Source organism: Nocardioides oleivorans (genome assembly GCF_004137255.1).
Lineage (GTDB): Bacteria > Actinomycetota > Actinomycetes > Propionibacteriales > Nocardioidaceae > Nocardioides > Nocardioides oleivorans.
On the sequence record NZ_SDWT01000001.1, the window covers coordinates 1,131,262 to 1,155,519 of the forward strand.

The following is a 24,258-nucleotide window of genomic DNA, read 5'->3' on the forward strand; positions in this document are numbered from 1 at the left end:
GAGAGCTCGGTGGGCGACGGGTGCGGTCTGCGTCCTCGAGATTGAGCCGAAAGTAGTGACGTAGGTCACACAGAGTCAAGAACTGCGTCCATAATCGTGAATTCTCGCGGTGGCAGACTGCGGGCATGGCCCCAGATCGCGGAGAGCCCGACGACCGCCCCTCCCTCGAGATGCCGTCCTTCTCGCTGCGGCGGAAGAAGGAGCAGGCCGTCGAGCCTGACAGTGAGCCTGCAGCCGAGCAGGTGCCTGCCGAGGCACCGACCGTCGTCGAGACGGCCGAGCAGACCATCGACGCCTCCCCCGTCGCGCCGGCCGAGCCTCGTCCGAGACGCGAGCTGCCCGCGCTGTCCGGCCCGGTGGCGGCCGTAGCCGCGGGCCTCGCTGTCGGCGTCCTTGCGGTGCTGCTCACCTGGCTGGCCGGCGTGGCGTGCGACGCGGGGCGCGGTACGTCGTCGTGCGGCGGCGCGATCGGCTTCCCGGTGCTGGTCGTCGTGCTGGCGCTCCTCGCCTGGACGGGCACCGTCCTCCTGCGCGCGCTCGGGGTCGCCGACGCCGGGTCGACCAGCCTGCTCGCGGTCGGCGTACTGGCCGTCCTGGTGATGTTCTTCCTGCTCGGCTCGCTCGACGAGTGGTGGACGGCCGTCGCCGTGCCCGTCCTCGCGGCAGCGTCCTACACCGGCTCCTGGGCGCTCACGAACGCCGTCGCCGACCCGGGTCCCGACGGGCCGGAGCCCGGGTCGTACGACGTCCGTTGACGGGACCGTTGTCCGTCAATCACTGAACTTGTCAGGCCTTGCACAGGCCGACAAGTTCAGTGATCCCCGGTCAGCCGGGGATCACGAGAGTCGGGGACCGCTGTCAGCGAGCGGCGGCGATCAGCTCGGCGATCTGCACCGTGTTGAGCGCGGCGCCCTTGCGGAGGTTGTCGTTGCTGACGAACAGCGCGAGGCCACGGTCGTCGGGGACGCCCTCGTCCTTGCGGAGCCGGCCGACGTAGGACGGGTCCTTGCCGGCCGCCTTCAGCGGGGTCGGCACCTCGTCGATCTCGACGCCCGCCGCGGTCGCGAGGATCTCGCGGGCGCGCTCGGGGGTCATCGACCTCTCGAACTCGGCGTTGATCGCCAGCGAGTGCCCGGTGAAGACCGGCACCCGCACGCAGATGCCCGAGACGAGGAGGTCGGGGATGCCGAGGATCTTGCGGGACTCGTTGCGGAGCTTCTGCTCCTCGTCGGTCTCGTTGAGCCCGTCGTCGACGACCGAGCCGGCCATCGGCAGGACGTTGTAGGCGATCGGCTCGACGTACTTCACCGGCTCCGGGAAGGCGATCGCCGCGCCGTCGTAGGCCAGCTCGCGCGCCTTGTCGCCCGCCTCGGCCACGCCGTTGGCTAGCTCGTCGACGCCGGCCACACCGGAGCCGGAGACGGCCTGGTAGGTCGACACGACGAGCCGGGTCAGGCCGGCCTCCTCGTGCAGCGGCTTGAGCACCGGCATCGCAGCCATGGTCGTGCAGTTGGGGTTGGCGATGATGCCGCGCCCGGCCTCGATGACCGAGGCCATCGCGTCGGGGTTGACCTCGGAGACGACGAGCGGGATGGAGTCGTCCTTGCGGAAGGCCGAGGAGTTGTCGACGACGATCACGCCCGCGTCGACGAACTTCGGCACCAGTGCACGCGAGGTGGTGGCGCCCGCCGAGAAGAGCGCGATGTCGAGCCCGGTCGGGTCGGCGGTCTCGGCGTCCTCGACGGTGATCTCGCGGTCGCCGAACGGCAGGACGGTGCCGGCGGAGCGCGACGAGGCGAAGAAGCGGACCTGGTCGGCCGGGAACTCCCGCTCGAGCAGGATCTGGCGCATGGCGACACCGACCTGGCCGGTCGCGCCGACGATGCCGATGTTGACGCTCATCGTCCGGTTCCTCCGTAGACCACGGCCTCGACCTCGTCGGCGTCCAGGTCGAACGCCGTGTGGGTGGCGCGGACCGCGTCGTCGACCGAGCTCTCGTCGACCACGACGGAGATGCGGATCTCGGACGTGGAGATCATGCCGATGTTGACGCCCGCCGAGGCGAGCGCGCCGAAGAACTTCGAGGTGATGCCGGGGTGCGAGCGCATGCCCGCACCGATCAGCGAGACCTTGCCGATCTTGTCGTCGTAGAGCAGCTTGTCGTAGCCGACCTCGGGCTGGATGCGCGCCAGCGCGGTCATCGCCGTCTGGCCGTCCGTGCGCGGCAGGGTGAACGAGATGTCGGTCAGGCTCGTGGCCGCGGCGGAGATGTTCTGCACGATCATGTCGAGGTTGATCTGGGCGTCGGCCAGCGCCTCGAAGATGCGGGCCGCCTCGCCCACCTTGTCGGGCACGCCGACCACGGTGATCTTGGCCTCGCTGCGGTCGTGGGCCACGCCGGCGATGATGGGCTGTTCCATGCTGGTCTCTTCCTGACCGGGCTTCGGGTCGTTGCTGACCCAGGTGCCCTCGAGCTGGCTGAACGACGAACGGACGTGGATCGGGATGTCGTAGCGGCGGCCGTACTCCACGCACCGCAGGTGCAGGATCTTGGCGCCGCACGCGGCGAGCTCGAGCATCTCCTCGTAGGAGACCTTGTCGAGCTTGCGGGCACTCGGCACGATGCGCGGATCGGCGGTGAAGACGCCGTCGACGTCGGTGTAGATCTCGCAGACGTCGGCGTCCAGCGCGGCGGCGAGCGCCACCGCGGTCGTGTCGGTGCCACCGCGCCCGAGCGTGGTGATCTCCTTGGTGTCCGCGGAGACGCCCTGGAAGCCGGCCACGATGACGATGTGGCCCTCGCCGATGGCCTGCGTGATGCGGCCCGGCGTGACGTCGATGATCTTGGCCTTGCCGTGCACCGAGTCGGTGATCACGCCGGCCTGGGAACCGGTGAAGGAACGGGCCGTGAAGCCGAGGTCGCTGATGGCCATCGCGACGAGCGCCATCGAGATGCGCTCGCCCGCGGTCAGCAGCATGTCCATCTCGCGCGCCGGCGGGAGCGGCGAGACGCCGTTGGCCAGGTCGAGCAGGTCGTCTGTCGTGTCGCCCATGGCGGACACGGCGACGACCACGTCGTGACCGGACTTCTTGACCTCCACGATGCGGCGGGCGACGCGCTTGATCGCGTCGGCGTCGGCGAGCGAGGAGCCGCCGTACTTCTGCACGACAATGCCCACGGTGTGAACCTCTGCGGATCGGGGTGCGGCCGTCAGCGGCCGCGTGCGTCTGACGTGCCCTCCGGCGCCCTTGCCGGCGGACCACCGGAGATTCTACGGCGCGCGAGCCAGCGGGTCGGGGTCCATCTCATCCCCGCCCGGCGACCGGCTCGCGGCTAGGGGGCGGTGACCTCGGCGGGCGCGCTCCCGAGGATCTCGTCGGCGACGGCCAGGGCCTCGGCGTCGGCGTCGAAGTCGGTGTCGAAGCGGTCGTGGGCGACGACGGTCAGCAGCGCGTTGAGCGCGGCTCCGGCGAGGTTGCCCCAGCTGTTGACGTAGGAGAACTGCCACCACCACAGGGCCTCGTCGACGTTGCCGGCGCGGAAGTGGCGCAGCCCGTTCTCGAGGTCGATCGCGATCGAGGCCATGTCGTCGGACAGCCGGCTCTCGACGACCTCGGGGACGTAGGGGTCGAAGACGAAGGTGTACGCGTCGACGCCGCCGAGCATGTCGGCGAGCCGCAGCCGCAGCTCGTCGATGTCGGCCTCGGGCCCGACGTCGGGCTGGAACTCCTCACGCGGGGTGAAGTCGTTCTGCGCGCCCAGGCGCGCGCCGGCGAGCAGCACCTGGCTGATCTCCAGCAGCAGCAGGGAGACCGCCTGGGCACCGTTGCCCTCACGCGCGATGGCCCGCAGGGCGAGCAGGAAGCTCTCCACGGAGTCGGCGATCTGCTCGCCGAACACCTTCTCGTCCGTCCCGGTCATTGCGCTGATCTCCTTCCGGCGAACGCTCGTCCGAGCGTCACCTCGTCGGCGTACTCGAGGTCGCCACCCACAGGCAGTCCACTCGCCAGACGCGTCACACGCAACCCCATGGGCGACAACAGGCGCGTGAGATACGTCGCGGTCGCCTCGCCCTCGAGGTTGGGGTCGGTGGCGAGGATGACCTCGGTGACCGTGCCGTCGGCCAGGCGCGGCAGCAGCTCCTTGACGTGGAGCTGGTCGGGACCGATGCCGTCGATCGGCGAGATCGCACCGCCGAGCACGTGGTAGCGCCCGCGGAACTCGCGCGTGCGCTCGATCGCGACGACGTCCTTGTACTCCTCGACGACGCACAGCACGCTCGGGTCACGCCGCTCGTCGCGGCAGATCCGGCACTGCTCGTCCTCGCTGACGTTGAAGCAGATCGAGCAGAACTTCACCCTGGCCTTGACCTCGATCAGGACGTCGGCGAGACGGCGTACGTCGACCGGCTCGGCCTGCAGCAGGTGGAAGGCGATGCGTTGGGCGCTCTTCGGACCGACGCCGGGCAGCCGGCCCAGCTCGTCGATCAGGTCCTGGACCACACCTTCGTACAACGAGTGCCCCTCAACCCAGGCTGGGGGGCGTGAAGCCGAAGCCGCCGCCCGCGTCGCCGCCGCCGAGGCCCTCGGTGAGCGGGCCGAGCGACTCGCCGGCCAGCGCCTCGGACCTGGCGCGGGCGTCGCGGTAGGCGGCGACGATCAGGTCGGAGAGGTCGGACAGGTCGTCGGGGTCGCTGCCGTCGAACTCGCCCGCGCGGATCGTGACGCCGACCAGCTCTCCCACGCCGTTGGCGGTGACGGTGACGGCACCGCCCGCCACGGTGCCGTCGACGGTCTGCCGCGCGAGGTTGGCCTGCGCCTCCTCGAGCTGCTGCTGCATCTGCTGCGCCTGCTGAAGCAGCGCGTTCATGTCGAAGCCGCCGCCACCGAGGGCGTCGAAGGGGTTCTGGGTCATCGCATCGTCCTTGGTCGTCAGTCGTTCTTGATCTCGTCGATGAGCTTGGCACCGAGGGTCTGGCTCAGCAGGGCCTCGGTGTCGATCGCGCCGGAGTCGGCATCGGGGTCGTCGTCGGCGTCCACGTCGTCGTCGGCGTTGCGCACCGGCCCGACCTGCTCGCGGGCCAGCACCCCGGACCGCGCCGCCTCGAGCGCCTCCCGTGCCGGCGCCGCGGAGACCGCGGGCTCGGCGGGCGGTGCGGGCTGCTGGGTCGGCACGGCCGTGTCGCCGACGACCCAGGCAGGTGGCGCGTCGGGCGTCGCCTGCGCCGCGCCTCCCGGCGGGGCCGGGTCGGCCCGCGGTGCCGCGGGCGGCGCGTAGGAGTCGGTGGCGGCCTGCTTCACGACGGGCTGCTCGGCGGCGGCGCCGCTGGGGTCGACGATGGACTCCACGCGCCAGTCCATGCCGACGATGTCGATCGCGGCCTGGCGCAGGATCTCGTCGCAGCCGCCGTTGACGAAGGAGTCACGCGCGCCCGCGTTGGCGAATCCGACCGTCAGGCGGGTGCCGTCGACGTCGACCACGTGGGCGTGCTGGGAGAGCACCATCCACGCGAGGCGGCGACGGTTCTTCGTCTGCTCGAGGATGTCGGGCCACAGGCGTCGTACGTCGACGAGGCTGAGGCCGCCGCGCGGTCCCGCGGGCTGTGCCGCGACCGGCTCCTGGGGCGCCGCGGAGGCCGCCGGCACGGGTGCGGGCTCGGCCACCACCGGGGGCGCCTCGGGCGGCGCGCTCGTGGGCATCGGCGGCGGGGGCGGGGGGCCGTCGTCGCGCGTCGGCTCAGCAGTGGTCGCCGGAGTGGTCGCAGGGGTCGGCGTCGGGCCAGGTGTCGGCGCAGCGGTCGGGACCGGGGGCGGCGGCGCGGGCTCCTCGGACCGGTCGGACGCGGGCTCGGGAGCAGGCGTCACGACGGGGGCAGCGGCCGGTGGAGCCTGGGCCGCGGGCACGTCGGCCGGCGGGGCGGCCGGCGCCGCGGCGGCGCGGGCCTGGGCCGGACCGCTCGGCGCACCGCTCACGTCCATCCGGCGCTCGAGCCGCTCGAGGCGGGCCATCACACCGTCGGAGGTGTGGTCGGCACCCGGCAGCAGCACCCGGGCGCAGAGCAGCTCGAGGAGCAGGCGCGGCGCGGTGGCACCGCGCATCTCGGTGAGTCCGGCGGCCACGATGTCGGCCGCCCGGCTGAGCTCGATCGCGCCGAACCGGGCGGCCTGGGCGACGAGCCGCTCGCCGGCGTCCTCGGGGACGTCGATGAGGCCGGTGGCAGGGGCGTCGGGGACGGCGGTGACGATCACCAGGTCGCGCAGGCGACGGAGCAGGTCCTCGGTGAACCGGCGCGGGTCCTGGCCGGTCTCGACGACCTTGTCGACGACCGAGAAGACCGTCGCGCCGTCGCGGGTGGCGAACGCCTCGACCACCTCGTCGAGGAGCGAGTCGGGGGTGAAGCCGAGCAGGTCGGAGGCCAGCTTGTGCGTCACGCCGGCCGGTCCGGCGCCGCCGAGGAGCTGGTCGAGGACGGACAGCGTGTCACGCGCCGACCCCGCCCCCGCCCGGACGACGAGGGGGAGGGCGGCCGGCTCGATGTCGACGCCCTCCTCGCCCGCGAGCTGGGAGAGGTAGTCGCTCAGCAGCCGCGGCGGGATCAGCCGGAACGGGTAGTGGTGGGTGCGCGAGCGGATGGTCGGGAGCACCTTGTCGGGCTCGGTCGTGGCGAAGATGAACCGCAGGTGCGGCGGCGGCTCCTCGACGAGCTTGAGCAGGGCGTTGAAGCCCTGCGTCGTCACCATGTGGGCCTCGTCGATGATGTAGACCTTGTAGCGGTCGCGCACGGGTGCGAAGAACGCCTTCTCGCGCAGGTCGCGGGCGTCGTCGACACCACCGTGGGACGCCGCGTCGATCTCGATGACGTCGATCGACCCGGGGCCGCCGCGAGCGAGGTCGCGGCAGCTGTCGCACTCGCCGCACGGGTCGGAGATCGGTGCCTGCGCGCAGTTGAGCGCGCGGGCCAGGATGCGGGCCGACGTCGTCTTGCCGCAGCCGCGCGGACCGGAGAAGAGGTAGGCGTGGTTGACCCGGTTGGCCGCCAGGGCGGCGCGCAGGGGCTCGGTCACGTGGTCCTGCCCGATGACCTCCTGGAAGGTCTCGGGCCGGTAGCGGCGATAGAGCGCGAGCGGTGACTCCACGTCGTGAACCCTAACCGGGCCCACCCACAGCGACCACCGGGCGTGCGCCCCGGTGGATCCGCCCGGACCCGGACATGGAGAGGCCCCCCACGCACCCGTCAGAGCTCACTTACCCTTGCTGCCTTCCGGCCCTGGGGGAATTGGGCGAGATGTCGCCGCGTGGGGGGTTGCGAGGGAGTCTAGGCGGGCGGATGTCCGCTGCCCAAACCCGGTGGGGCGCAGGCGATTTCACCGGCCCGTGAGCCGACCGGTACTCTCCTCCGCGGAGGTATCGCCTAGTGGCCTATGGCGCTCGCTTGGAAAGCGGGTTGGGTTAATAGCCCTCGGGGGTTCGAATCCCCCTACCTCCGCCGACACGTCGGCCCCGCACCGATCGGTGCGGGGCCTTCGTCGTGCAGGGCGGTCCTCGTCCGGGCGTCGTCGCTCAGGCGCGGCGCGAGACCTCGAGCATCTCGTCGCGATCGACGACCTTGATCCGCTCGCGGCCGTCGGCCTCGCCGAGGGCGATCTCGTGGGCGTCGAGGCGCTCCCAGTCCTCCCACAGGAACGGCTTCGTGCCGCCCGCGGCGAGGTGCTCGAGGATCGCGGACGGCTCCGGGCGCTCGGGGGCCGGCAGGGCGTCGAGGTCCTCGAGGAGGTTCGCGATGGTCTCCGAGGCGTCGGACTTGGTGTGGCCGATGAGGCCGACCGGTCCACGCTTGACCCACCCGGTGACGTAGACCCCGGGCACCTGGGCCCCGTCGAGGTCGAGCACGCGGCCGCCCGCGTTCGGCACGACGCCGTTGGCGTCGTCGAAGGGCACGTCGGCGAGGTTGGTCGAGCGGTAGCCGACCGCGCGGTAGACGGCCTGGACGGGCCAGTCGATGAACTCTCCGGTGCCGCGGGCGGTGCCGTCGCCCTGCAGCTCGGTGCGCTCGGTGCGCAGGCCCTCGACCCGTCCGTCGCCGAGGATCTCGACGGGGGCCTGGCACATGTGGATGTGGATGCGGTGGGGGGCGCCGGTGGGCTCGGCCTCGAGGTACTTCAGGAGCGTGTCGACGACCAGCCGGGTGCCCTTGGACGCCGCGATGGCGGCCTGGCCGGCGTCGTCGACCTGGAAGCCCTCCTCGGTCACGTGCACGTCGACGCTCGGCGAGTGCGAGAGCTCGCGCAGCTCCATCGGGCTGAACTTGATCGACGCCGGGCCGCGCCGCGCGAAGACGTGGATGTCCGTGGCCTGGTTGGCCGCGAGACCTCGTACGACGTTGTCGGGGACCTCGGTCGTCATCTGCTCGGCGACCGGCTTGGCCAGCATCCGCGCGACGTCGAGCGCGACGTTGCCGGCTCCGATGACCGCGACGTGCCTGGCGTCGAGCGGCCAGTCGCGGGGGTGGTCGGGGTGTCCGGTGTACCAGGAGACGAAGTCCGCGGCGCCGTGGCTGCCGGGCAGGTCGACGCCGGGGACGTCGAGGTCGCGGTCCTCGGTCGCGCCGGTCGCGAAGATGACCGCGTCGTAGAACTGGCGCAGCTCGTCGAGCTTGAGGTCGCGGCCGTAGGCGACGTTGCCGATGAGGCGCACGCCCGGCTTGCCGAGCGCGCGTCGCAGCGCCTTGATGATCTCCTTGATCCGCGGGTGGTCCGGCGCGACGCCGTAGCGAACCAGGCCGTAGGGCGCGGGCAGCCGTTCGATCACGTCGACACTGGCCTCGGGGTGCTGGTTGGTCAGGATGTCGGCGGCGTAGATGCCTGCGGGGCCGGCGCCGACGACGGCGACGCGGAGGGGGCGGGACACGAGGGGCTCCTGGAGCTGGGGACGGGCGAACTCCTCCCAGCCTAAACTTAGGGTGGCCTTACTTTCGTGAGAGATCCATCACGCGGACGTGGTCGGGGTCGGCGTCGTCGATGTGCTCCGGGAGCGGCCCGCGCTCCGGCGCATCCGCCCCAGCACCAGCCCCAGCACCGTCGCCGTACCGATCCCGACGAGGACCTCCTGCGGCATCCGCGCCGACGACTCGCGGGTCTGGATGCGGGCGTGGAAGTCGTCGACGACGCGCGGGAACGGCGAGGCGCCCAGGAACACCCTGCCCGGCTTGTCGAGGTCGGGGACGGACGCCCCGGCCATCCCGGCGAGCACCCGCAACCGCCACCCCGGCGGCGTACGACGCCACACGACCGCGATCGCGGCCAGCCCGGTGAGGCCGTCGGCGACCGCGATCGGCATCACCTCCTCCATCGGACGATCGCCCCAGTGGGGCACCGCGTCGAGCGCGAAGTGGGAGGCCACGCCGCCGACGAACGCGGTGACGGGCCCCGGTGAGGCGAGGCCGACGAGCGCGCCGGTCAGGACGTGGTTGGTGACGAGCACGGGGACCGCCGCTCAGCGGAGCTGGTTCTTGAGCCCGTAGCGCCACTCCTCGGAGATCAGCAGGCTGCCCTCGTCGAGGCGTCGCTCGACGGCGTCGACGAGCATCGTGCTGGCGCCCTCGGGGTAGACCCGGTCCCAGGACAGCTCGGCGCGGTGCTCGAAGACGTTGTGCACGACGCTGACCAGGAGCGCCCGGTCGATGGGCGGGGCGAGGAAGTTGCTGCCGGCCAGGAAGGTCTCCGAGCGGTCGGAGCCGAAGCGCAGCGTCACGCACGGCACCTGCAGCACGTTGGCCTCCTCCACGATCGAGCCGGAGTCGGTGACGATCACCGCGCACATCGACATCGCGGCGACGACGTCGAGGTAGCTGTCCCACACGGGCGTGGAGATCAGCGCGTCGCCGTACCTCGCCTCGAGGTCCTCGAGCCACTGGCGTCGACCGAAGTTGTCGATGGCGGCCTCGGTGCCGAGGAGCCGGATGAACAGGACGTGGTGGCCCTGCTCGAGCAGCGCCTCCATCGCGTCCATGAGGAGGTTGAAGCGGTCGCGGTTGGTGGTGTTCTCGCGGCGGTGCACGCAGAAGCGGAGGAAGGAGCCGTCGCCCATCTGCGGGAACTTCTGCAGGACCTGGTTCTTGTCGCTGCCCTCAACGGCCTGGGCGAGGGCGTCGACGACGGAGTTGCCGACGACGTCGATCGCGGCCGGCGCGAAGCCCTCGTCGACGAGGAACTCGCGGTTGAGCTCGACGGGAGCCGCGTGCAGGTCGGTGCCGGCGTCCGCGACGCGCGTGTTGAACTGCTCGGGCGAGGGCTCGCGGCTTCCCTTGGACCAGCTGCTGCGGTCGATCGACTGGGCCCGGAACGACGCCCAGTCGAGGTCGGCGCCCTGGTCGAGCCAGCTCTGGAGGACCTCGGGCTTCGGCGACAGGGTGCGCAGGCCCGCCTCGACGTGGACCAGCGCCTGGCGCTCGCCGAAGGTCGCGAGCGCGCCGGCCATCGCGGTGGTGGTGTCGCCGTGGACGTAGGTGATCGGGAAGCCGCCCCGCTCGGCGAAGCCGCGGAGGTAGAGCGCGAGCTTGGCGGTGATCCCGGAGACGAGGTCGTTGACCCCGCCGCGGACCTCGAGGTTCACGTCCTCGCGGACGCCGAACTCGTCGAGCATCGACTGGGAGAGGTTGTGGTCGTAGTGCTGGCCGGTGTGGCACAGCACCACGTCGTGCCCGCGGTTGCGCAGCTCGTGGTAGATCGGCGCCTGCTTGATGATGTCGGGCTTGGTGCCGACGACGACGATGTGCTGGGCGTTCTCGTGGGACATGGGTTCCTTCGCAGGTGCAGGGGCAGGAAGAGTCAGGGCGTCAGAGGAGGTCTTCGCGGGTGGTGGCCGCGAGGAGGGCGCGCAGCTGCTCGAGCGAACCGGCGTTCATCGCCCGGTTCTTGTCGAGGACGTAGACCGCGTCCTCGTGGGTGACCACGATGAGGTTGCTCGCGCCCAGGGTGACCACGGGCCGGCCGTCCATGCTGGCGACCAGCACGTCGTCGCTCTCGAGCTGGAGCGCGAGGACGGTGGACTGCACGACCTCGTCGGACAGGACGCGCTCGAGGCGCCGCCAGGTGCCGATGTCGCTCCAGCCGAGCTGGCGCGGGACGACCAGGCACTCCATCCCGGCGGCGATCAGCGGGTAGAGCTCGTGGCCGCCGATGGCCGCACCGCGGTACCCGTTGACGTCGGGCCGGTCAGCGGCGAAGCGCTCGATGCCGTCGAAGATCAGCGGCATCGCTGCCCGGTAGGCGTCGCACGCCTGCTGGACGCGTACGCCGTAGCAGGCGGTGTTCCAGTAGAGCGAGCCCGCGTCGCCGAGCTCGTCGATCGTCGCCGGGTCGGGCTTCTCGTAGAAGCTGGTGATCACCTCGACGGGCCCGCCCTCGCCCTGGGTGTGGATGTAGCCGAGGCTGCCGTCGAACCCGCCGGGCTCCGCACCGAGCACCAGCATCGACTCCGGGCTGGTGCCGAGCTGGGTGAGCATGTCGCGCGAGGCCTGGTTGAAGGCGTCGTCCTCGGTGATCAGGTGGTCGGACGGCGCGATCAGCGCGGGGGCGTTGCCGTAGCGGTGCGCCAGGGTGGCGATGCTGAGCGCGAAGGCGGTCGCCGGCCCGGCCGGGTCCTCCTCGAGGATCAGGTTCTCCGGCGGCACCGGACCGAGCGTCGCGCGCGCGGCGTCGGCGAAGCGCGCACGGGTCGAGACGTGGATCCGCGACGGGTCGACGATCTCGCTGAGCCGTTCGATGGTGCTGGTCAGCAGGGGCCGATCGCCCACGACCGGCTGGAACTGCTTGGGCCGGCGGTCGCGGCTGATCGGCCACAGGCGTGAGCCCTGACCACCCGCGAGGATGACGGCAACCGGCTCGTCGGTGGTGTCGGTCATGTCCAGATTCCACCACGTCGCGGTGCCGCGTGGGTCAACGTCGCACCAATGGGCGGAGCATGAAGGCGAGCGCCAGGAGCGAGCCCGCCACCAGCCCCGACCAGAGCAGGATGGCGCGCGGGGTGCTGAAGAGGTCGAGCCGCTGGGGTGCCGGCGGCGCCTGTGCGTCGGCGCGGGTCTCGGCCACCGTCGTCTCGAGCCTGCCCTCGCGCCCCGGCTTGATCTGGCGGGTCATCGCGTCGTGCGCCTGCACGACACCGGCGCCGCTCCACGGGTTCACGTTCTCCCGGTCGTCGGGATCGACCGGCGGGCCGGAGCCCTCGGTGGTGGCCTCGAGCCGCGCGACGAGCTGCTTCGGCGTCTCGCGCGGGAACCGCTGGCGCAGCAGGGCGAGCACCCCGCTGACCTCGGCGGCCGACCACGACGTCGCGACGTCGCCGACCACGCAGACCTGGCCCGTCGCGTTGACCGAGATCGCGCCCACGGTGGGGGCGGCGACGTCGGTGTCCTTGTTGGGCACGACGTAGGAGCTCGGGTCGTCGCCGTTGGGCGGGGTCGCGCTGACGGCGAGCACGCCCGGGTAGTCGGCCGGGAAGACGTCCTCGTCGCTGTCGGGCGTGCCCTTGAACCCGGGGTCGCTCGACGCGCCGCCCTCGACCCGGTTGCCCGACGACGCCACCACGACGAGCGGCAGCGCCACGAGCCGTGCGACGGCCGCCTCGAGCGCCGGGTCGTCCGACGGCACCGCGAGGGAGATGTTGACGATGTCGAACCTCTCCCGCGGGTAGGCCGCGATCACCGCGTCGATGCCGGCCACGATCCCGGCGGAGGTGAGCCGGCGCTGGCCCTGCGTGGTGTCGGCCGCCTCCGAGTCGTAGACCTGGTAGTCGTAGACCGTGGCATCCGGTGCCACGCCGTGCGGTCCGGCGATCAGGTTGGCGACGATCGTGCCGTGGCCGGACAGGTAGCCGGTGCCGTTGACGACCGGCGGGCGGGCGAGGGACAGCCCGTCGACCGGGACGATGCCGCTGTCGATGACCGCGACCCTCACCCCGGCGCCGGAGGCGAGCTCCTGGGCCTGCTTCACGTGCATCCGGTCGAAGGCGAGGTTGTCCTTCTCGTGCGTGTCGGCGAGCCGTTCGTTGCCCGGGACCTCGCCGGGGTTGCACGGCGCGTCGTGGTCGGCGTACGCCGCCGGGGCGCTGGCCCAGGCCGGGACGACCGAGGCCGCGAGGAAGCCGGCCGCGAGCGTCGTACGCAGGCGGGCACGGGTCTGGCGCGGCGCGGACATCAGCCGGCGTCCGCCTCGGCGTCGTCCGGGGCCGGTGCGTCGACCGGCACGCGGCGGGCGGCCGCGGTCGAGAGGTCGACGCCCGGTTCGAAGAACTCCAGCCAGGCGCTCGGGACCAGCGGCGGGACGACCTCGCCGTAGCCGATGTAGTCGGAGACGGACGGGCCGACCAGCTCGTACTTCTCCCCCTTCGTGTCGATGACGTAGGGCGTCCCGTCCAGGGCGGCCTCGTCGGAACCGGCGAGCACGTAGGAGCCGGCACTCGGCTGCACGTCGACGTCGTGGCGGCCCGGGCTCACGTCCTCCGGGTCGGCGGCGCCGGTCGGGTTCGTGGCCAGGCTGACCACGGGGGCCGCGTCGGGCGAAGGGTGGAGCTCCGCGCAGAGCGCGCCGCTGGTGACGGCCTGCGGGACCGCCGACGGCCACTCCGCCGGGTACTTCTCGTCGCCGAAGGAGGCCACGAGCTCCTCGGGCAGCTCCGTCGCGGTCTTGCCGACGACGTCGTAGACCATGCCGGCGAAGGGCGAGAGCTCCTCGGGCCGCTCGTCGCCGAGCAGGTAGTAGCGGCCGGTGCCGGAGCGCAGCAGGTCGCCGACCTTGAACTGCGACAGGTCGGTCCCGGTGTCGGCGTACGGCACGGGCTGGCCCTTGGCGGTCACGCCGAACGCCGCCTCGTCGAGGGCGTCACCGAGCGGGAAGAGGTTGAGCCACTCCTGGTCGACCTCGACCGGGGTCGCGGCGAAGCCGATGCGGTTGCCGACGGTGGAGGCCGCGGTCGCGTTGGTGGGCATCGGGAAGCGGTAGGCCCGGCCCTGGGTGCTGCCCACCGGCGGCGCGGTCGCGATCAGCCACTCCTTGCCCCCGCTCGCGACAAGGAAGCCGGCACCGACGAGGTCGTCCACGGTCGGGGTGCGCTGGATGGCGATCCGGATGCCGACGTCGCTCCCGGTGCACGCGGTCCAGCCGTCGTCCACGAGCTCGTCGGCGGTCGGCAGGCCGGAGGGGGCACTGTCGATGCCGAGGTCCTCGCCGAGCTGGACGGTGCGGATGTACTTGTCGCGCACGGTGAACGGCGTCAGGGACGGCTCCCCGAGCAGGAGCTGGGCCGAGACGTAGTTGGGCACCCGCTGGAGCAGCGGGTCGTCGCCGCCGCGCAGCACGACGTACTGCTCCCCGGTGTCCTTGGAGATGATGAAGCTGCCCTCGTCGAGCCACTGGGCCGGCGGGCGGCCGAGCAGGAAGCCGGCGATCGCCGCTCCGGCCAGCAGCAGCACCGACAGCGCCACGCCGCCGATGAGCACCCGGCCCGGACGGACCGGCTCGACCTCGCGGCCGCCGGGAGCGCCGGAGACGAACGCCGTCACCAGCCGTCGCCGGCTGAACGCGTGCGCCTCGACGAGGTCCTTCTTGGTCGCCATCCCTGCCGCCTCAGCCCGCCACGGCGGAGACGAACCCGGCGGCGAGCACCATCAGCGGCAGCAGCGCGAGCAGCGTCATCGTCTCGACGACGTCGCCCATCCGGCCGCGGCGCACCGACGCGGAGGCGGGCACGAGGGTGAGGGCGAGGAGCAGCGCGCCGACCGAGGCGAGGCCGATCGCGGCACCGGCGCGCCACCCGTCGTGGATCAGCAGCATCGAGACGGCGACGGAGACGAGGCCGAGGATGCCCGAGGCGAGGCCGGCCAGCACCTCGGCGCCGGTGCGGTACTGGCGGGTGCGGAACATGACGGCGAGGCAGCACACCGCGGCGAGCACCGTGCCGTAGACCCCACGAGCGACCGCGAAGGGCGCGAAGAGGACCAGCAGCGTGCCGACGGTGGCCGAGACGGCGAGCAGGATCTCGTGGCCGACGCGTGCGTCGTCGGCGACCTCGTGGGGGTCGATCTCCTCGGGGTCGGCGGTGATGTCGTGGAGCGAGTAGAGCTGGTCGACGTTGGTGCCGGTCACGCCGAGGGCGAGCCACGGGAAGATGCTGCCGGCCAGCACGACCAGGGTCATCAGCACGGTGAAGACCGGGCCGGGCTCGAGGTCGAAGACCTGGATCACGACCGAGCTGGCCACCACGACGGCCCCGACGACGATGGCCGGGATCACCAGCGGGCGACCGTCCTGCAGGCCGACCACCGCGACGAGGCCGACGGCGAGGACGCCGAGGCCGGCGAAGAGCAGCGGGTCGGTGAAGAAGGAGTCGTCGAGCGGCCAGCTCCAGTCGGGCAGGTCACCGGGGGCGAGCAGCAGGCCGGCCACACCGGCGTAGGCCGCCGCGAGCAGCGACACCGCGACGCCGGCCTCGGGCTCCTCCTGGGACCGGGCCAGCACCACGCCGCCGACGACGAGGAGCCCGGCGATGACACCGGCGGCGACCCCGCCGAGCAGGCTCTCGCCCTGGAGCAGCAGGGCCAGGGCGCCGAGGCCGAGCAGGATGCTGCCCGCGCCGAGTGCCGTACGACGACCGGCGGCCGGCTCCCACGGCTTGAGCTCGTTCTCCACGACGTCCGCCATGGCCTCGACCACGTCGTCGTAGACGCGGGGCGCCTTGTCGTCGACGCCGGCGGTGACGGTGAGCAGGCCGCCGTCCTCGATGCCCTGGATGGTCAGGCCGGCGTCGTTGGCCAGGATCCGTCCCTCCTGGGTCACCAGCTTGTAGCCGCCGTAGACCGTGGAGGCGTCGAGCAGGCCCACCGAGCGGGCGAGCTCGGGGACGAGCTCGGCCACCGGGATCGAGCCCGGCAGCACCAGATCGACCCGCCGCGACCCCGAGGCGATGGTCACCCGGACCAGCCCGGACGCGACCGAGGACCCCTGACTCATTGGTGTCTTCCCCCTGGAAAAAGTCCTGGACGTGCGTGGACGGGCAGCAGCCTAGATCAGTGCACACCCGGAAATGGCCCGAGGCCGGTCATCCCCGGAGGGACGACCGGCCTCGGAAGGTGGTCCGTGCTCAGAAGCGGTTGGCACCGCGGGCGTCGGCCGCCTTGTACTCGGCGTTGGACGAGTCCACGCCCTGGCTGGCCTGCTGCAGCAGGAGGGTCATCTCCTGCATGGCCTGGTCCCACTTGGCCTTGGCCTGGTCGTAGGCCATCTTGGCGTTACCGTTCCAGTCCGACTTCAGGGGGTTGAGCTCGCTCTCGAGCTGGTCGAGGCGGGACTCGATGTCCTTGGCCGCCTTCATCACGTCGGCCGCACCGGCGTCGAGCGAACCGTGCTGAACCTTGATTCCGTCAAAAGTCATGTCGATCTCCTAGATCTGAGAAGTCAGGTGTCGGCGTCAGCCGAGACGGCCCTGGAGGTTGGTGTGGGTGGCGGACTGGTTCTCGTCGGTCGAGACGTTGTCGCGCTCCGTCTCCTTCATCGAGGCCGAGAGCTGGTCGAGGGCCTTCAGGATGGTCTCCTGCTTCTGGTCCCAGGCGATCATGAGGTTGTTGAACGCGGTGGCACCCTGGCCGCCCCATCCACCCATCATCGTCTGGATGTTGCCGGAGAGGACGCCGCACTTGTTCTTGACGTCACCGCGGGCCTGGTCCACGTAGTCGGCGCCCTTGGAGAGAGCCTTCTCTGTCTGGCCGTACATCTCGCTCATGAAAGATCCTTCTCCCTCGGCGGTCGAACCGGACCGAGATTCTCTGTGGGTTGGTGATCGCCGATGTCGGTGATCTGTTGCTCGGGGAGACGTCCCGACCCCCCGCGCTGACGTGTCTCTACCCGGCGAAATCGGGGCTAAACATCAATCCACCGATCGACCTCCCGATTCAGGAGGTCATCTCCCAGAGGCGGCGGAAGACGCCCGCCGCGACCACGGCCGAGGCGAAGGCGAAGCTGCCGCAGAACGACTCGGCGACCTCCGCGCGGCGCGACCACCACACCGACCGCCAGCCGCGACCGGTGGCGACCGCGGCGGCCAGCGCGATCGCGCCGAGGGCGACGACCGCGTAGAAGAAGGAGCCGAGGTGCGGGGCACCCGGACCCACGACGAGGTGGGCGGCGAGCGCCGCGAGACCGCTGAGCCCGGCGAGGCGCAGCAGGACGCGCGCGGCCGCGTGCCGGTAGGAGCGCGCCGCGAGCAGCAGGGAGCAGCCGGCGAAGAACACCAGGCAGCGCGCGCCGATCACGTCGAGGTCGATCGTCGCGGTGCGCAGCAGCAGCGGGCTCGACACCGCCATCGTCACCAGGACCGCGACGGACGCACCGGTGACGATCCGCGAGGCCCGGCGCACGAGCCGCTCCATCGCGTCACCGGCCACCACGATGCGCCCGCGCCTGCCGGAGCGCTGGCTGTCGCGGGCCGACCACGCCGTCACCGCGAGCCGGTCGAGGTCCAGCAGCGCCTCGTCGGGCACGTCGATGGCGAGCGAGGGCGCGAACCGCGCGGCCATCATCGACAAGAAGACCAGCAGGGTCCACGCGACGCGGTCGTCCCAGCCGAGCAGGGCGGGCAGCGCGCAGCAGGCGAAGACGGTGAGGCCGCTCGCGATCCAGACGGCGCCGACCTCGTCGCCGTGCTCGGACAGTGCGCGCCCGATGCCGGCCACGACGGCCGCGGAGATCCCGCAGGCGCCGAGGATCGCGGGCAGGAGGTGCACCCCCGGCTCGTAGAGCGCCGCGAACGCCGCGGCAGCCGCGAACGCAGGGGCAGCGGCAGCGCGCTGGCGGGTGTGCCGTCCGACCGGGAGTGCGCCGACGAGGCCGCACGCGAGCAGGATCCCGGTCGCCACGGTGCGGACGGTGTCGTCGCCCGTGCGTCCGGCGTACCACGCGGCGAGGACGGCGATGGCGGCCGCGATCGTGGCGATCATCGACGCGAGCGCGGGGCTCTCGGGCGCGTTCTTCGCCGCGTCGAGCAGCGTCTGCTTGCGCGGGAGGTGCACCCCGGCGGTCGCGACCAGCACGTCGCCGGACTGGATGCCGGCCTCGTGCAGCGGGACCGAGGCGTTGAGCCGCTGGCCGAGCGCGGTCTGCAGGAGCGGGATGCCGGGGACCTGCGCCTGTTTGGCGTACTCGCGGGCCACGTCGACCGACGTCGCGCCCGTGGGCACCACGAGGTCGAGCACACCGGCCGCGCCGTGCACGCTCACGGCGATGGTGGTCCCGGTGGGGCCGGGCATCGCGACCTCCGACACGGATTCCCCCTTCGGTGCATCGGGCTGGCGCTTCTCGACTGGAGGGTAGTCGTTGGTGCGGCGCCAGTGGCAGCACACCTATCATCATCGCGACTTCATCAGATGAGGCACTGGGGGATGCGTGAGCACGACACTGCGGGGCGGCCAGCGGCTCGACGAGCCGGAGATGCCGGGCGGACAGATCGTGCTCCAGCCGCCGCCGGAGCTCCAAGAGGGCGAGGGCGCCGGCGGCGTCCTGATGAACGCCATCCCGATGCTCGGCAGCCTCGGCTCGATCGTGCTCGTGGCGACGATGGGTGGCGCCAACCGGAGCCGCAGCTTCCTCGCCGCCGGCATGTTCCTCTTCGCCACGCTCGGCTTCATCGTCGTGCAGATCGACCGGCAGCGTAAGCAGCGCGCCCAGCAGGTCACGGGCTCGCGCACGGAGTACCTGCGCTACCTCAGCAACATTCGCAAGGTCGCCCGCGACGCCGCCGACCAGCAGCGCCGCGCGCTCAACTGGCACCACCCCGAGCCCGCCGCCCTCCCCTCGCTCGCCGAGGACCGCACGCGCCTGTGGGAGCACACCGGCTCCGACGACCACTTCCTCCACGTGCGCTACGGCCTCAACTCCCAGCCCCTCTCGCTCGAGCTGGTGCCGCCGGAGAGCGCACCGGTCGACCAGGTCGACCCGGCCGCCGCGTCGGCGCTGCACCGGCTCCTGGTCGTGCACCGCATCCAGCCCAACCTGCCGGCGTCGATCGACCTGCGCGCCTTCGACCGCCTCGAGCTGTGCGGCGACGCCGAGGAGGTCCGCTCGACCGCCCGCGCGATGATCTGCTCGGCGACGGCGTTCCAGAACCCCGACCAGCTCATCGTGGCGGTGCTCAGCTCGGAGGAGAACCTCACCCACTGGGACTGGGTGAAGTGGCTGCCGCACGCCCAGAGCCAGCGCGAGTCCGACGCGGTCGGCCCGATGCGGCTCGTCTCGACGTCGCTCGACGACCTCGGCAACCTGCTCCCCCCCGACCTCGCCGAGCGGCCCCGCTTCGGCGCCGACGAGCGCGCCGCGACCCCGCACATCCTGCTCGTCATCGACGGCGGGCACCTGCCGCCCGGCAACCACATCGTGCCGCCCGACGGCCTGCACGGGGTGACGCTGCTCGACCTGCCGACCCGATGGGACGAGCTCGAGGACTCCACCCGGCTCCGGCTCGAGTTCGCCGACGGCCCCGACGAGCTCGGCAAGCGCCCCGTGCTCGCGCTCCGCCTGCGCCACGAGCCCGTGAAGGCGCTCGCCGACCAGTGCGACCTCCCGACCGCGGAGGCGTTCGCCCGCCGCATCGCGCCGCTCAAGACCGCCAGCGCGGAGTCGGCCTCCTCCGGGGGCGCCGTCGACATCACCTCGACCACGCCCGACCACATGGACCTGCTCGGCCTCGGCGACATCTTCCAGTTCGACCCCGCCGCGGCCTGGCGTCCGCGACCGGCCCGCGACCGGCTCCGGGTGCCGATCGGCATCGGCGACTCCGGCGGCCTGATCCACCTCGACATCAAGGAGTCCGCCCAGCAGGGCATGGGCCCGCACGGCCTGGTGATCGGCGCGACCGGCTCCGGGAAGTCGGAGTTCCTCCGCACCCTCGTCCTCGGTCTCGTGATGACCCACTCCTCCGAGCAGCTCAACCTCGTCCTCGTCGACTTCAAGGGTGGTGCGACCTTCGCGGGCATGGCCGACATGCCGCACGTCTCGGCCGTCATCACCAACCTCGCCAACGAGCTCACCCTCGTCGACCGCATGCAGGACGCCCTGTCCGGCGAGATGACGCGTCGCCAGGAGCTGCTGCGCGACGCCGGCAACTACGCCTCGGTCCGCGACTACGAGAAGGCCCGCGCCAACGGCGAGCCGCTCGAGCCGATGCCGTCGCTCTTCATCGTCGTCGACGAGTTCTCCGAGATGCTCTCGGCCAAGCCGGAGTTCATCGACCTGTTCGTCGCCATCGGCCGCCTCGGCCGCTCGCTCGGCCTGCACCTGCTGCTCGCCTCGCAACGCCTCGAGGAGGGCCGCCTGCGCGGTCTCGAGTCCCACCTCTCCTACCGGGTCGGCCTCCGCACCTTCTCCGCCGGCGAGTCCCGCGCGGTCCTCGGCGTCCCGGACGCCTACGAGCTCCCCGCCGTCCCGGGCCTGGGCTACCTCAAGCCCGACCAGTCCACGCTGCTGCGGTTCAAGGCGGCGTACGTCTCGGGGCCGCCGTCGAGCCGCACCCGCGTCACCCGCGACGAGGGCGGTGGCATCCGCGGCATCCTGCCGTTCACGATCTCCGAGGTGCAGGCGCTCGAGCCGACGCACGACACCGACGAGGAGGTCGCCGCGCCGCAGCCCCAGCAGCAGGGCGAGCAGCCCTCCCTGCTCGACGTCGCGGTCACCCGGATGATCGGCAAGGGTCCCGAGGCGCACCAGGTCTGGCTGCCGCCGCTCGACGTCCCCGACACCCTCGACGACCTCATGCCCGACCTGGTCGAGCACCCCGACCTCGGCCTCGTCTCCCAGCAGTGGCGCAGCGTGCCGGGGCTGGTCATCCCGCTCGGCACCGTCGACCGCCCGCGCGAGCAGCGACGCGACACGATGACGCTGAACCTCACCGGCGCCGCCGGCCACGTCGCCGTCGTCGGCGGCCCGCGCTCGGGCAAGAGCACGCTGCTGCGCAGCATCGTCACGAGCATGGCGCTGGTGACGACCCCGATGGAGTCGCAGTTCTTCGTGCTCGACTTCGGCGGCGGCACCTTCGCCCCGCTGACCCGGCTGCCCCACGTGTCGGGCGTCGCGACCCGCTCCGAGCCCGACGTCGTACGCCGCGTCATGGCCGAGGTCGAGGGCATCGTCGACCGGCGCGAGGCCTACTTCCGCGAGAACGGCATCGACTCGATCGAGACCTACCGCTCGCGCCGCGCCCAGGGCCGCGCCGACGACGGCTGGGGCGACGTGTTCCTGGTCATCGACGGCTGGAGCACGCTGCGCGCGGAGTTCGACGACCTCGAGATGGAGATCCAGCAGCTCGCCGCGCGCGGCCTCACGTTCGGCCTCCACATCGTCACCGCCTCGACCCGCTGGGCCGACTACCGCGCCGCGATGCGCGACGTCTTCGGCTCCAAGCTCGAGCTCCGGCTCGGTGACCCGCTCGACTCCGAGGTCGACCGCAAGGTCGCCGCCCTCGTGCCGGTCGGGCGTCCGGGTCGCGGCCTGGTGCCGTCCAAGCTGCACTTCCTCGGCGCGCTGCCGCGCATCGACGGCGACGGCAACGCCGACACCCTCGGCGACGGCGTCGACGACCTCATCGACAAGATGGCCGCCGCCTGGCAGGGCCCCCAGGGCCCGAAGCTCCGGCTGCTGCCCGAGCGGGTCACGCTGGAGGCGATCCGCGAGGACGCCGTGCGCCGCAAGATGCCCGAGAAGCACATCCTGCTCGGCATCAACGAGAAGGAGCTGGCCCCGATCGGCCTCGACGTCGACGCCGAGCCGCACATGCTGATCTTCGGCGACGGCCAGTCGGGCAAGAGCGCGCTGCTGCGGGCCTACGTCCACGAGGTCATGCGCACGCGCACGCCGAAGGAAGCCCAGATCGTGCTCGTCGACTACCGGCGCTCGATGCTCGGCGAGGTGCCCGACGAGTACCTCCTCAACTACCTCACGTCCGCCACCCAGGCCACGCCGACGCTGAAGGACATCGCGACCTACCTCGAGGGCCGCATCCCCGGCCAGGACGTGACGCCCGACCAGCTGCGCAACCGGTCGTGGTGGACCGGCGCCGAGGTGTTCGTGGTCGTCGACGACTACGACCTGGTCGCGACCGCCCAGTCCTCGCCGGTCTCGTCGCTCCAGCCGCTGATGGCCCAGGCGCGCGACGTCGGCCTCCACGTCGTCGTCGCCCGCCGCACCGGTGGCGCCTCCCGCGCGCTCTACGAGCCTGTCATCCAGTCGCTGCGCGACCTCGCGATGCCCGGCGTGATGCTGTCGGGCCCCCGCGACGAGGGCGTGCTGATCGGCAACCTGCGTCCCCAGCCCGCGCCCGAGGGCCGGGCCCGCGTCGTCACCCGCGACGGCGGCACCCAGACCGCCCAGCTGGCCTGGCTCGACGCGAGCATGTGAGTCGCCGTCCGGGCGGTGAGTGAGCCACGTTCTCCTGACGCCGAATGTGGGTCACTCACCGCTCGGGCGCGTGTCGTACGACGACTCGCCTCGGGGCGGTGAGCAGGCCACATTCCGAGGCGGCGGCATGTGGGTCACGCACCGCCCAGGCAGGACTCAGCGGCGCCCGCTCTTGAACATCCCCCGCGCGATCTCGCGGCTCGCGGTGCGCATGAAGTCCTTGAACGCCGACGACTTCACGACCGTCTCGATCATGCTGTCCTTCGGCTTCTCGGCCTTCTTGGTGACCCGCTCGTTCTTCTGCTCGCGGGCCATCTCCTTCACCCGCGCGTCCTCGGCGGCCTTGCGCGCGCCCTCCTCGAGCTTCTTCGCGAGCAGCTCGCGGGCGGACTCGCGGTCGATCGACTCGGCGTACTTCGCGGTCAGCGGCGAGGCCTTCACCGCCGCCTCCATCTGGTCGGACGGCGCGGCGTCCATCAGCGACTCGGGCGCACGGAGGCGGGTCCAGGCCACGGGGGTCGGGGCACCGCGCTCGTTCATCACGGTCACGATCGCCTCGCCGATCCCGAGCGAGGTGATCACCTCGCCGAGGTCGTCGTACGCGCTGTTGGGGTAGGTGTTGACGGTCGCCCTCAGGGCCTTGGCGTCGTTGGGCGTGTGGGCGCGGAGCTGGTGCTGGACGCGGGAGCCGAGCTGCGCGAGCACGTCGTCGGGCACGTCGGTCGGCGACTGCGTCACGAAGAAGACGCCGACGCCCTTGGACCGGATGAGGCGCACGGTCTGGGCGATCTGGTCGAGGAACGCATCCGACGCGTCGTGGAAGAGCAGGTGCGCCTCGTCGAAGAAGAAGACGAGCTTGGGCTTGTCGAGGTCGCCCTCCTCCGGCAGGTCGTGGAAGAGGTCGGCGAGCAGCCACATCAGGAACGTCGAGAAGAGCGCCGGCCGGTCCTGGAGGTTCGGCAGCTCGAGCAGGCTGATCACGCCGCGGCCGTCGTCGGTCGTGCGGAGGAAGTCCTTGGTCTCGAACTCCGGCTCGCCGAAGAACACGTCGGCCCCCTGCGCCTCGAACGAGACGAGCTCGCGCAGGATCACCCCGGCCGTCTGCGGCGACAGGCCGCCGATGGACTTGAGCTCGGCCTTCCCGGCCTCGTCGCCTGTGAGGTACTGCAGCACGGCGCGCAGGTCGGACAGGTCGAGCAGCGGCAGCCCGTTCTTGTCGCAGTAGTAGAAGACCAGGCCGAGCGAGGACTCCTGGGTCTCGTTCAGGCCGAGCACCTTGGCCAGCAGGGTCGGGCCGAACGCGGTCATCGTCACGCGGACCGGTACGCCGATGCCCTGCCCGCCGATCGCGTAGAACTCGGTCGGGAAGCCGGTCGCCGTCCACGCCTGGCCGACGCTCGCGGTGCGGGCGGTGAGCTTGTCGCTCGCCTCGCCCGGGACGCTCAGCCCGGACAGGTCCCCCTTGATGTCGGCCGCGAACACCGGTACGCCGTTGGCGCTGAGCTGCTCGGCCAGCAGCTGCAGGGTCTTGGTCTTGCCCGTCCCGGTGGCCCCGGCGACGAGGCCGTGGCGGTTGACCATCGCGAGCGGGATCCTGATCCGGACGTCGCTGAGGTCGTCGGCGCTCAGCATCAGGCCGCCGAGCTCGAGGGCCGGCCCCTCGAACGCGTAGCCCGGCGCGACCGCGGCGGAGATCGGGTCGTCCGGGACCGCGGGCTCGGCCCGCGTCGAGTCGTCTGCGGGCGTCGCGCCAGGGGTCTCGGTCATAGGCCGAGAGTAGTCAGCCGCGAGGGCCACGACGAGGGCGTCGTTATGATCACCGGC

19 protein-coding genes, 1 tRNA gene and 1 other RNA gene are annotated in these 24,258 nt (G+C 71.9%); 3 read left to right on the top strand and 18 right to left on the bottom strand.

Annotated elements, in window-relative coordinates; genetic code table 11:
• Positions 1-125 precede the first annotated feature (125 nt).
• Positions 126-755: a hypothetical protein gene (locus tag EUA93_RS05410; RefSeq protein ID WP_129399202.1), complete on the top strand. Its 630-nt coding sequence runs from the start codon at positions 126-128 to the stop codon at positions 753-755.
• A 103-nt stretch (positions 756-858) separates the two neighbouring features.
• Here EUA93_RS05410 and EUA93_RS05415 read toward each other — a convergent pair whose 3' ends face one another.
• The 7 genes from EUA93_RS05415 to ffs all read right to left on the bottom strand — a co-directional run bounded on the left by EUA93_RS05415 (position 859) and on the right by ffs (position 7,306).
• Positions 859-1,902 carry an aspartate-semialdehyde dehydrogenase gene (locus EUA93_RS05415; RefSeq protein ID WP_129399203.1) on the bottom strand — a complete coding sequence of 348 codons (1,044 nt, stop codon included), beginning with the start codon at positions 1,900-1,902 and terminating at the stop codon, positions 859-861.
• On the bottom strand, positions 1,899-3,179 hold the full coding sequence (locus EUA93_RS05420) for an aspartate kinase (RefSeq protein WP_129399204.1): 1,281 nt from the start codon (positions 3,177-3,179) through the stop codon (positions 1,899-1,901). The genes EUA93_RS05415 and EUA93_RS05420 overlap by 4 nt, the downstream gene beginning before the upstream one ends.
• Before the next feature lie 155 nt (positions 3,180-3,334).
• On the bottom strand, positions 3,335-3,922 hold the full coding sequence (locus EUA93_RS05425; RefSeq protein WP_129399205.1) for a DUF5063 domain-containing protein: 588 nt from the start codon (positions 3,920-3,922) through the stop codon (positions 3,335-3,337).
• Positions 3,919-4,515, bottom strand: coding sequence for a recombination mediator RecR (recR, locus tag EUA93_RS05430; protein ID WP_129399206.1), 597 nt, complete (start codon positions 4,513-4,515; stop codon positions 3,919-3,921). The genes EUA93_RS05425 and recR overlap by 4 nt, the downstream gene beginning before the upstream one ends.
• A gap of 10 nt (positions 4,516-4,525) precedes the next feature.
• Positions 4,526-4,915, bottom strand: a complete 390-nt coding sequence (locus tag EUA93_RS05435) for a YbaB/EbfC family nucleoid-associated protein (protein ID WP_129399207.1) — start codon at positions 4,913-4,915, stop codon at positions 4,526-4,528.
• Between the two features lie 17 nt (positions 4,916-4,932).
• Entirely contained in the window at positions 4,933-7,137 is a 2,205-nt protein-coding gene (locus tag EUA93_RS05440; protein WP_129399208.1) for a DNA polymerase III subunit gamma and tau, read from the bottom strand.
• Between the two features lie 78 nt (positions 7,138-7,215).
• Positions 7,216-7,306: signal recognition particle sRNA small type (ffs, locus tag EUA93_RS05445), an RNA gene on the bottom strand.
• Positions 7,307-7,401: 95 nt separating this feature from the next.
• On the opposite strand from ffs, the gene EUA93_RS05450 reads away from it, so the two are divergent.
• Positions 7,402-7,487: transfer RNA gene (locus tag EUA93_RS05450), tRNA-Ser, on the top strand.
• 74 nt (positions 7,488-7,561) lie between these two features.
• Here EUA93_RS05450 and EUA93_RS05455 read toward each other — a convergent pair.
• From EUA93_RS05455 to EUA93_RS05500, 10 genes are all read right to left on the bottom strand, one after another.
• Positions 7,562-8,908 (bottom strand): FAD-dependent oxidoreductase, encoded by a 1,347-nt coding sequence (locus tag EUA93_RS05455; protein ID WP_129399209.1) that lies wholly within the window; start codon positions 8,906-8,908, stop codon positions 7,562-7,564.
• A 78-nt stretch (positions 8,909-8,986) separates the two neighbouring features.
• Complete coding sequence (locus tag EUA93_RS05460; protein ID WP_129399210.1) at positions 8,987-9,481, bottom strand: hypothetical protein; 495 nt, start codon at positions 9,479-9,481, stop codon at positions 8,987-8,989.
• 12 nt (positions 9,482-9,493) lie between these two features.
• Positions 9,494-10,795 (bottom strand): UDP-N-acetyl glucosamine 2-epimerase, encoded by a 1,302-nt coding sequence (locus tag EUA93_RS05465; RefSeq protein ID WP_129399211.1) that lies wholly within the window; start codon positions 10,793-10,795, stop codon positions 9,494-9,496.
• 40 nt (positions 10,796-10,835) lie between these two features.
• Positions 10,836-11,903, bottom strand: coding sequence for a sugar phosphate nucleotidyltransferase (locus EUA93_RS05470; protein ID WP_129399212.1), 1,068 nt, complete (start codon positions 11,901-11,903; stop codon positions 10,836-10,838).
• A 34-nt stretch (positions 11,904-11,937) separates the two neighbouring features.
• Positions 11,938-13,194 carry a S8 family serine peptidase gene (locus tag EUA93_RS05475; protein ID WP_129399213.1) on the bottom strand — a complete coding sequence of 419 codons (1,257 nt, stop codon included), beginning with the start codon at positions 13,192-13,194 and terminating at the stop codon, positions 11,938-11,940.
• Entirely contained in the window at positions 13,194-14,612 is a 1,419-nt protein-coding gene (locus EUA93_RS05480; RefSeq protein WP_129399214.1) for a type VII secretion protein EccB, read from the bottom strand. Before EUA93_RS05480 ends, EUA93_RS05475 begins: the two co-directional genes overlap by 1 nt.
• 10 nt (positions 14,613-14,622) lie before the next feature.
• A complete protein-coding gene (gene eccD, locus EUA93_RS05485) occupies positions 14,623-16,005 on the bottom strand; it encodes a type VII secretion integral membrane protein EccD (RefSeq protein WP_129399215.1) in 1,383 nt (460 codons plus the stop codon).
• A gap of 130 nt (positions 16,006-16,135) precedes the next feature.
• Positions 16,136-16,426: a WXG100 family type VII secretion target gene (locus EUA93_RS05490; RefSeq protein ID WP_129399216.1), complete on the bottom strand. Its 291-nt coding sequence runs from the start codon at positions 16,424-16,426 to the stop codon at positions 16,136-16,138.
• 36 nt (positions 16,427-16,462) lie between these two features.
• Positions 16,463-16,774 carry a WXG100 family type VII secretion target gene (locus EUA93_RS05495; protein ID WP_090968767.1) on the bottom strand — a complete coding sequence of 104 codons (312 nt, stop codon included), beginning with the start codon at positions 16,772-16,774 and terminating at the stop codon, positions 16,463-16,465.
• A 169-nt stretch (positions 16,775-16,943) separates the two neighbouring features.
• Positions 16,944-18,311 (bottom strand): hypothetical protein, encoded by a 1,368-nt coding sequence (locus EUA93_RS05500; protein WP_129399217.1) that lies wholly within the window; start codon positions 18,309-18,311, stop codon positions 16,944-16,946.
• 121 nt (positions 18,312-18,432) lie between these two features.
• On the opposite strand from EUA93_RS05500, the gene eccCa reads away from it, so the two are divergent.
• Entirely contained in the window at positions 18,433-22,434 is a 4,002-nt protein-coding gene (gene eccCa, locus EUA93_RS05505) for a type VII secretion protein EccCa (protein WP_242497249.1), read from the top strand.
• A gap of 156 nt (positions 22,435-22,590) precedes the next feature.
• On the opposite strand, the gene EUA93_RS05510 is transcribed toward eccCa, so the two are convergent.
• The gene (locus EUA93_RS05510; protein WP_129399218.1) at positions 22,591-24,201 is read right to left on the bottom strand and encodes a helicase HerA-like domain-containing protein; all 1,611 of its coding nucleotides are present in this window, start codon (positions 24,199-24,201) and stop codon (positions 22,591-22,593) included.
• Positions 24,202-24,258 lie beyond the last annotated feature (57 nt).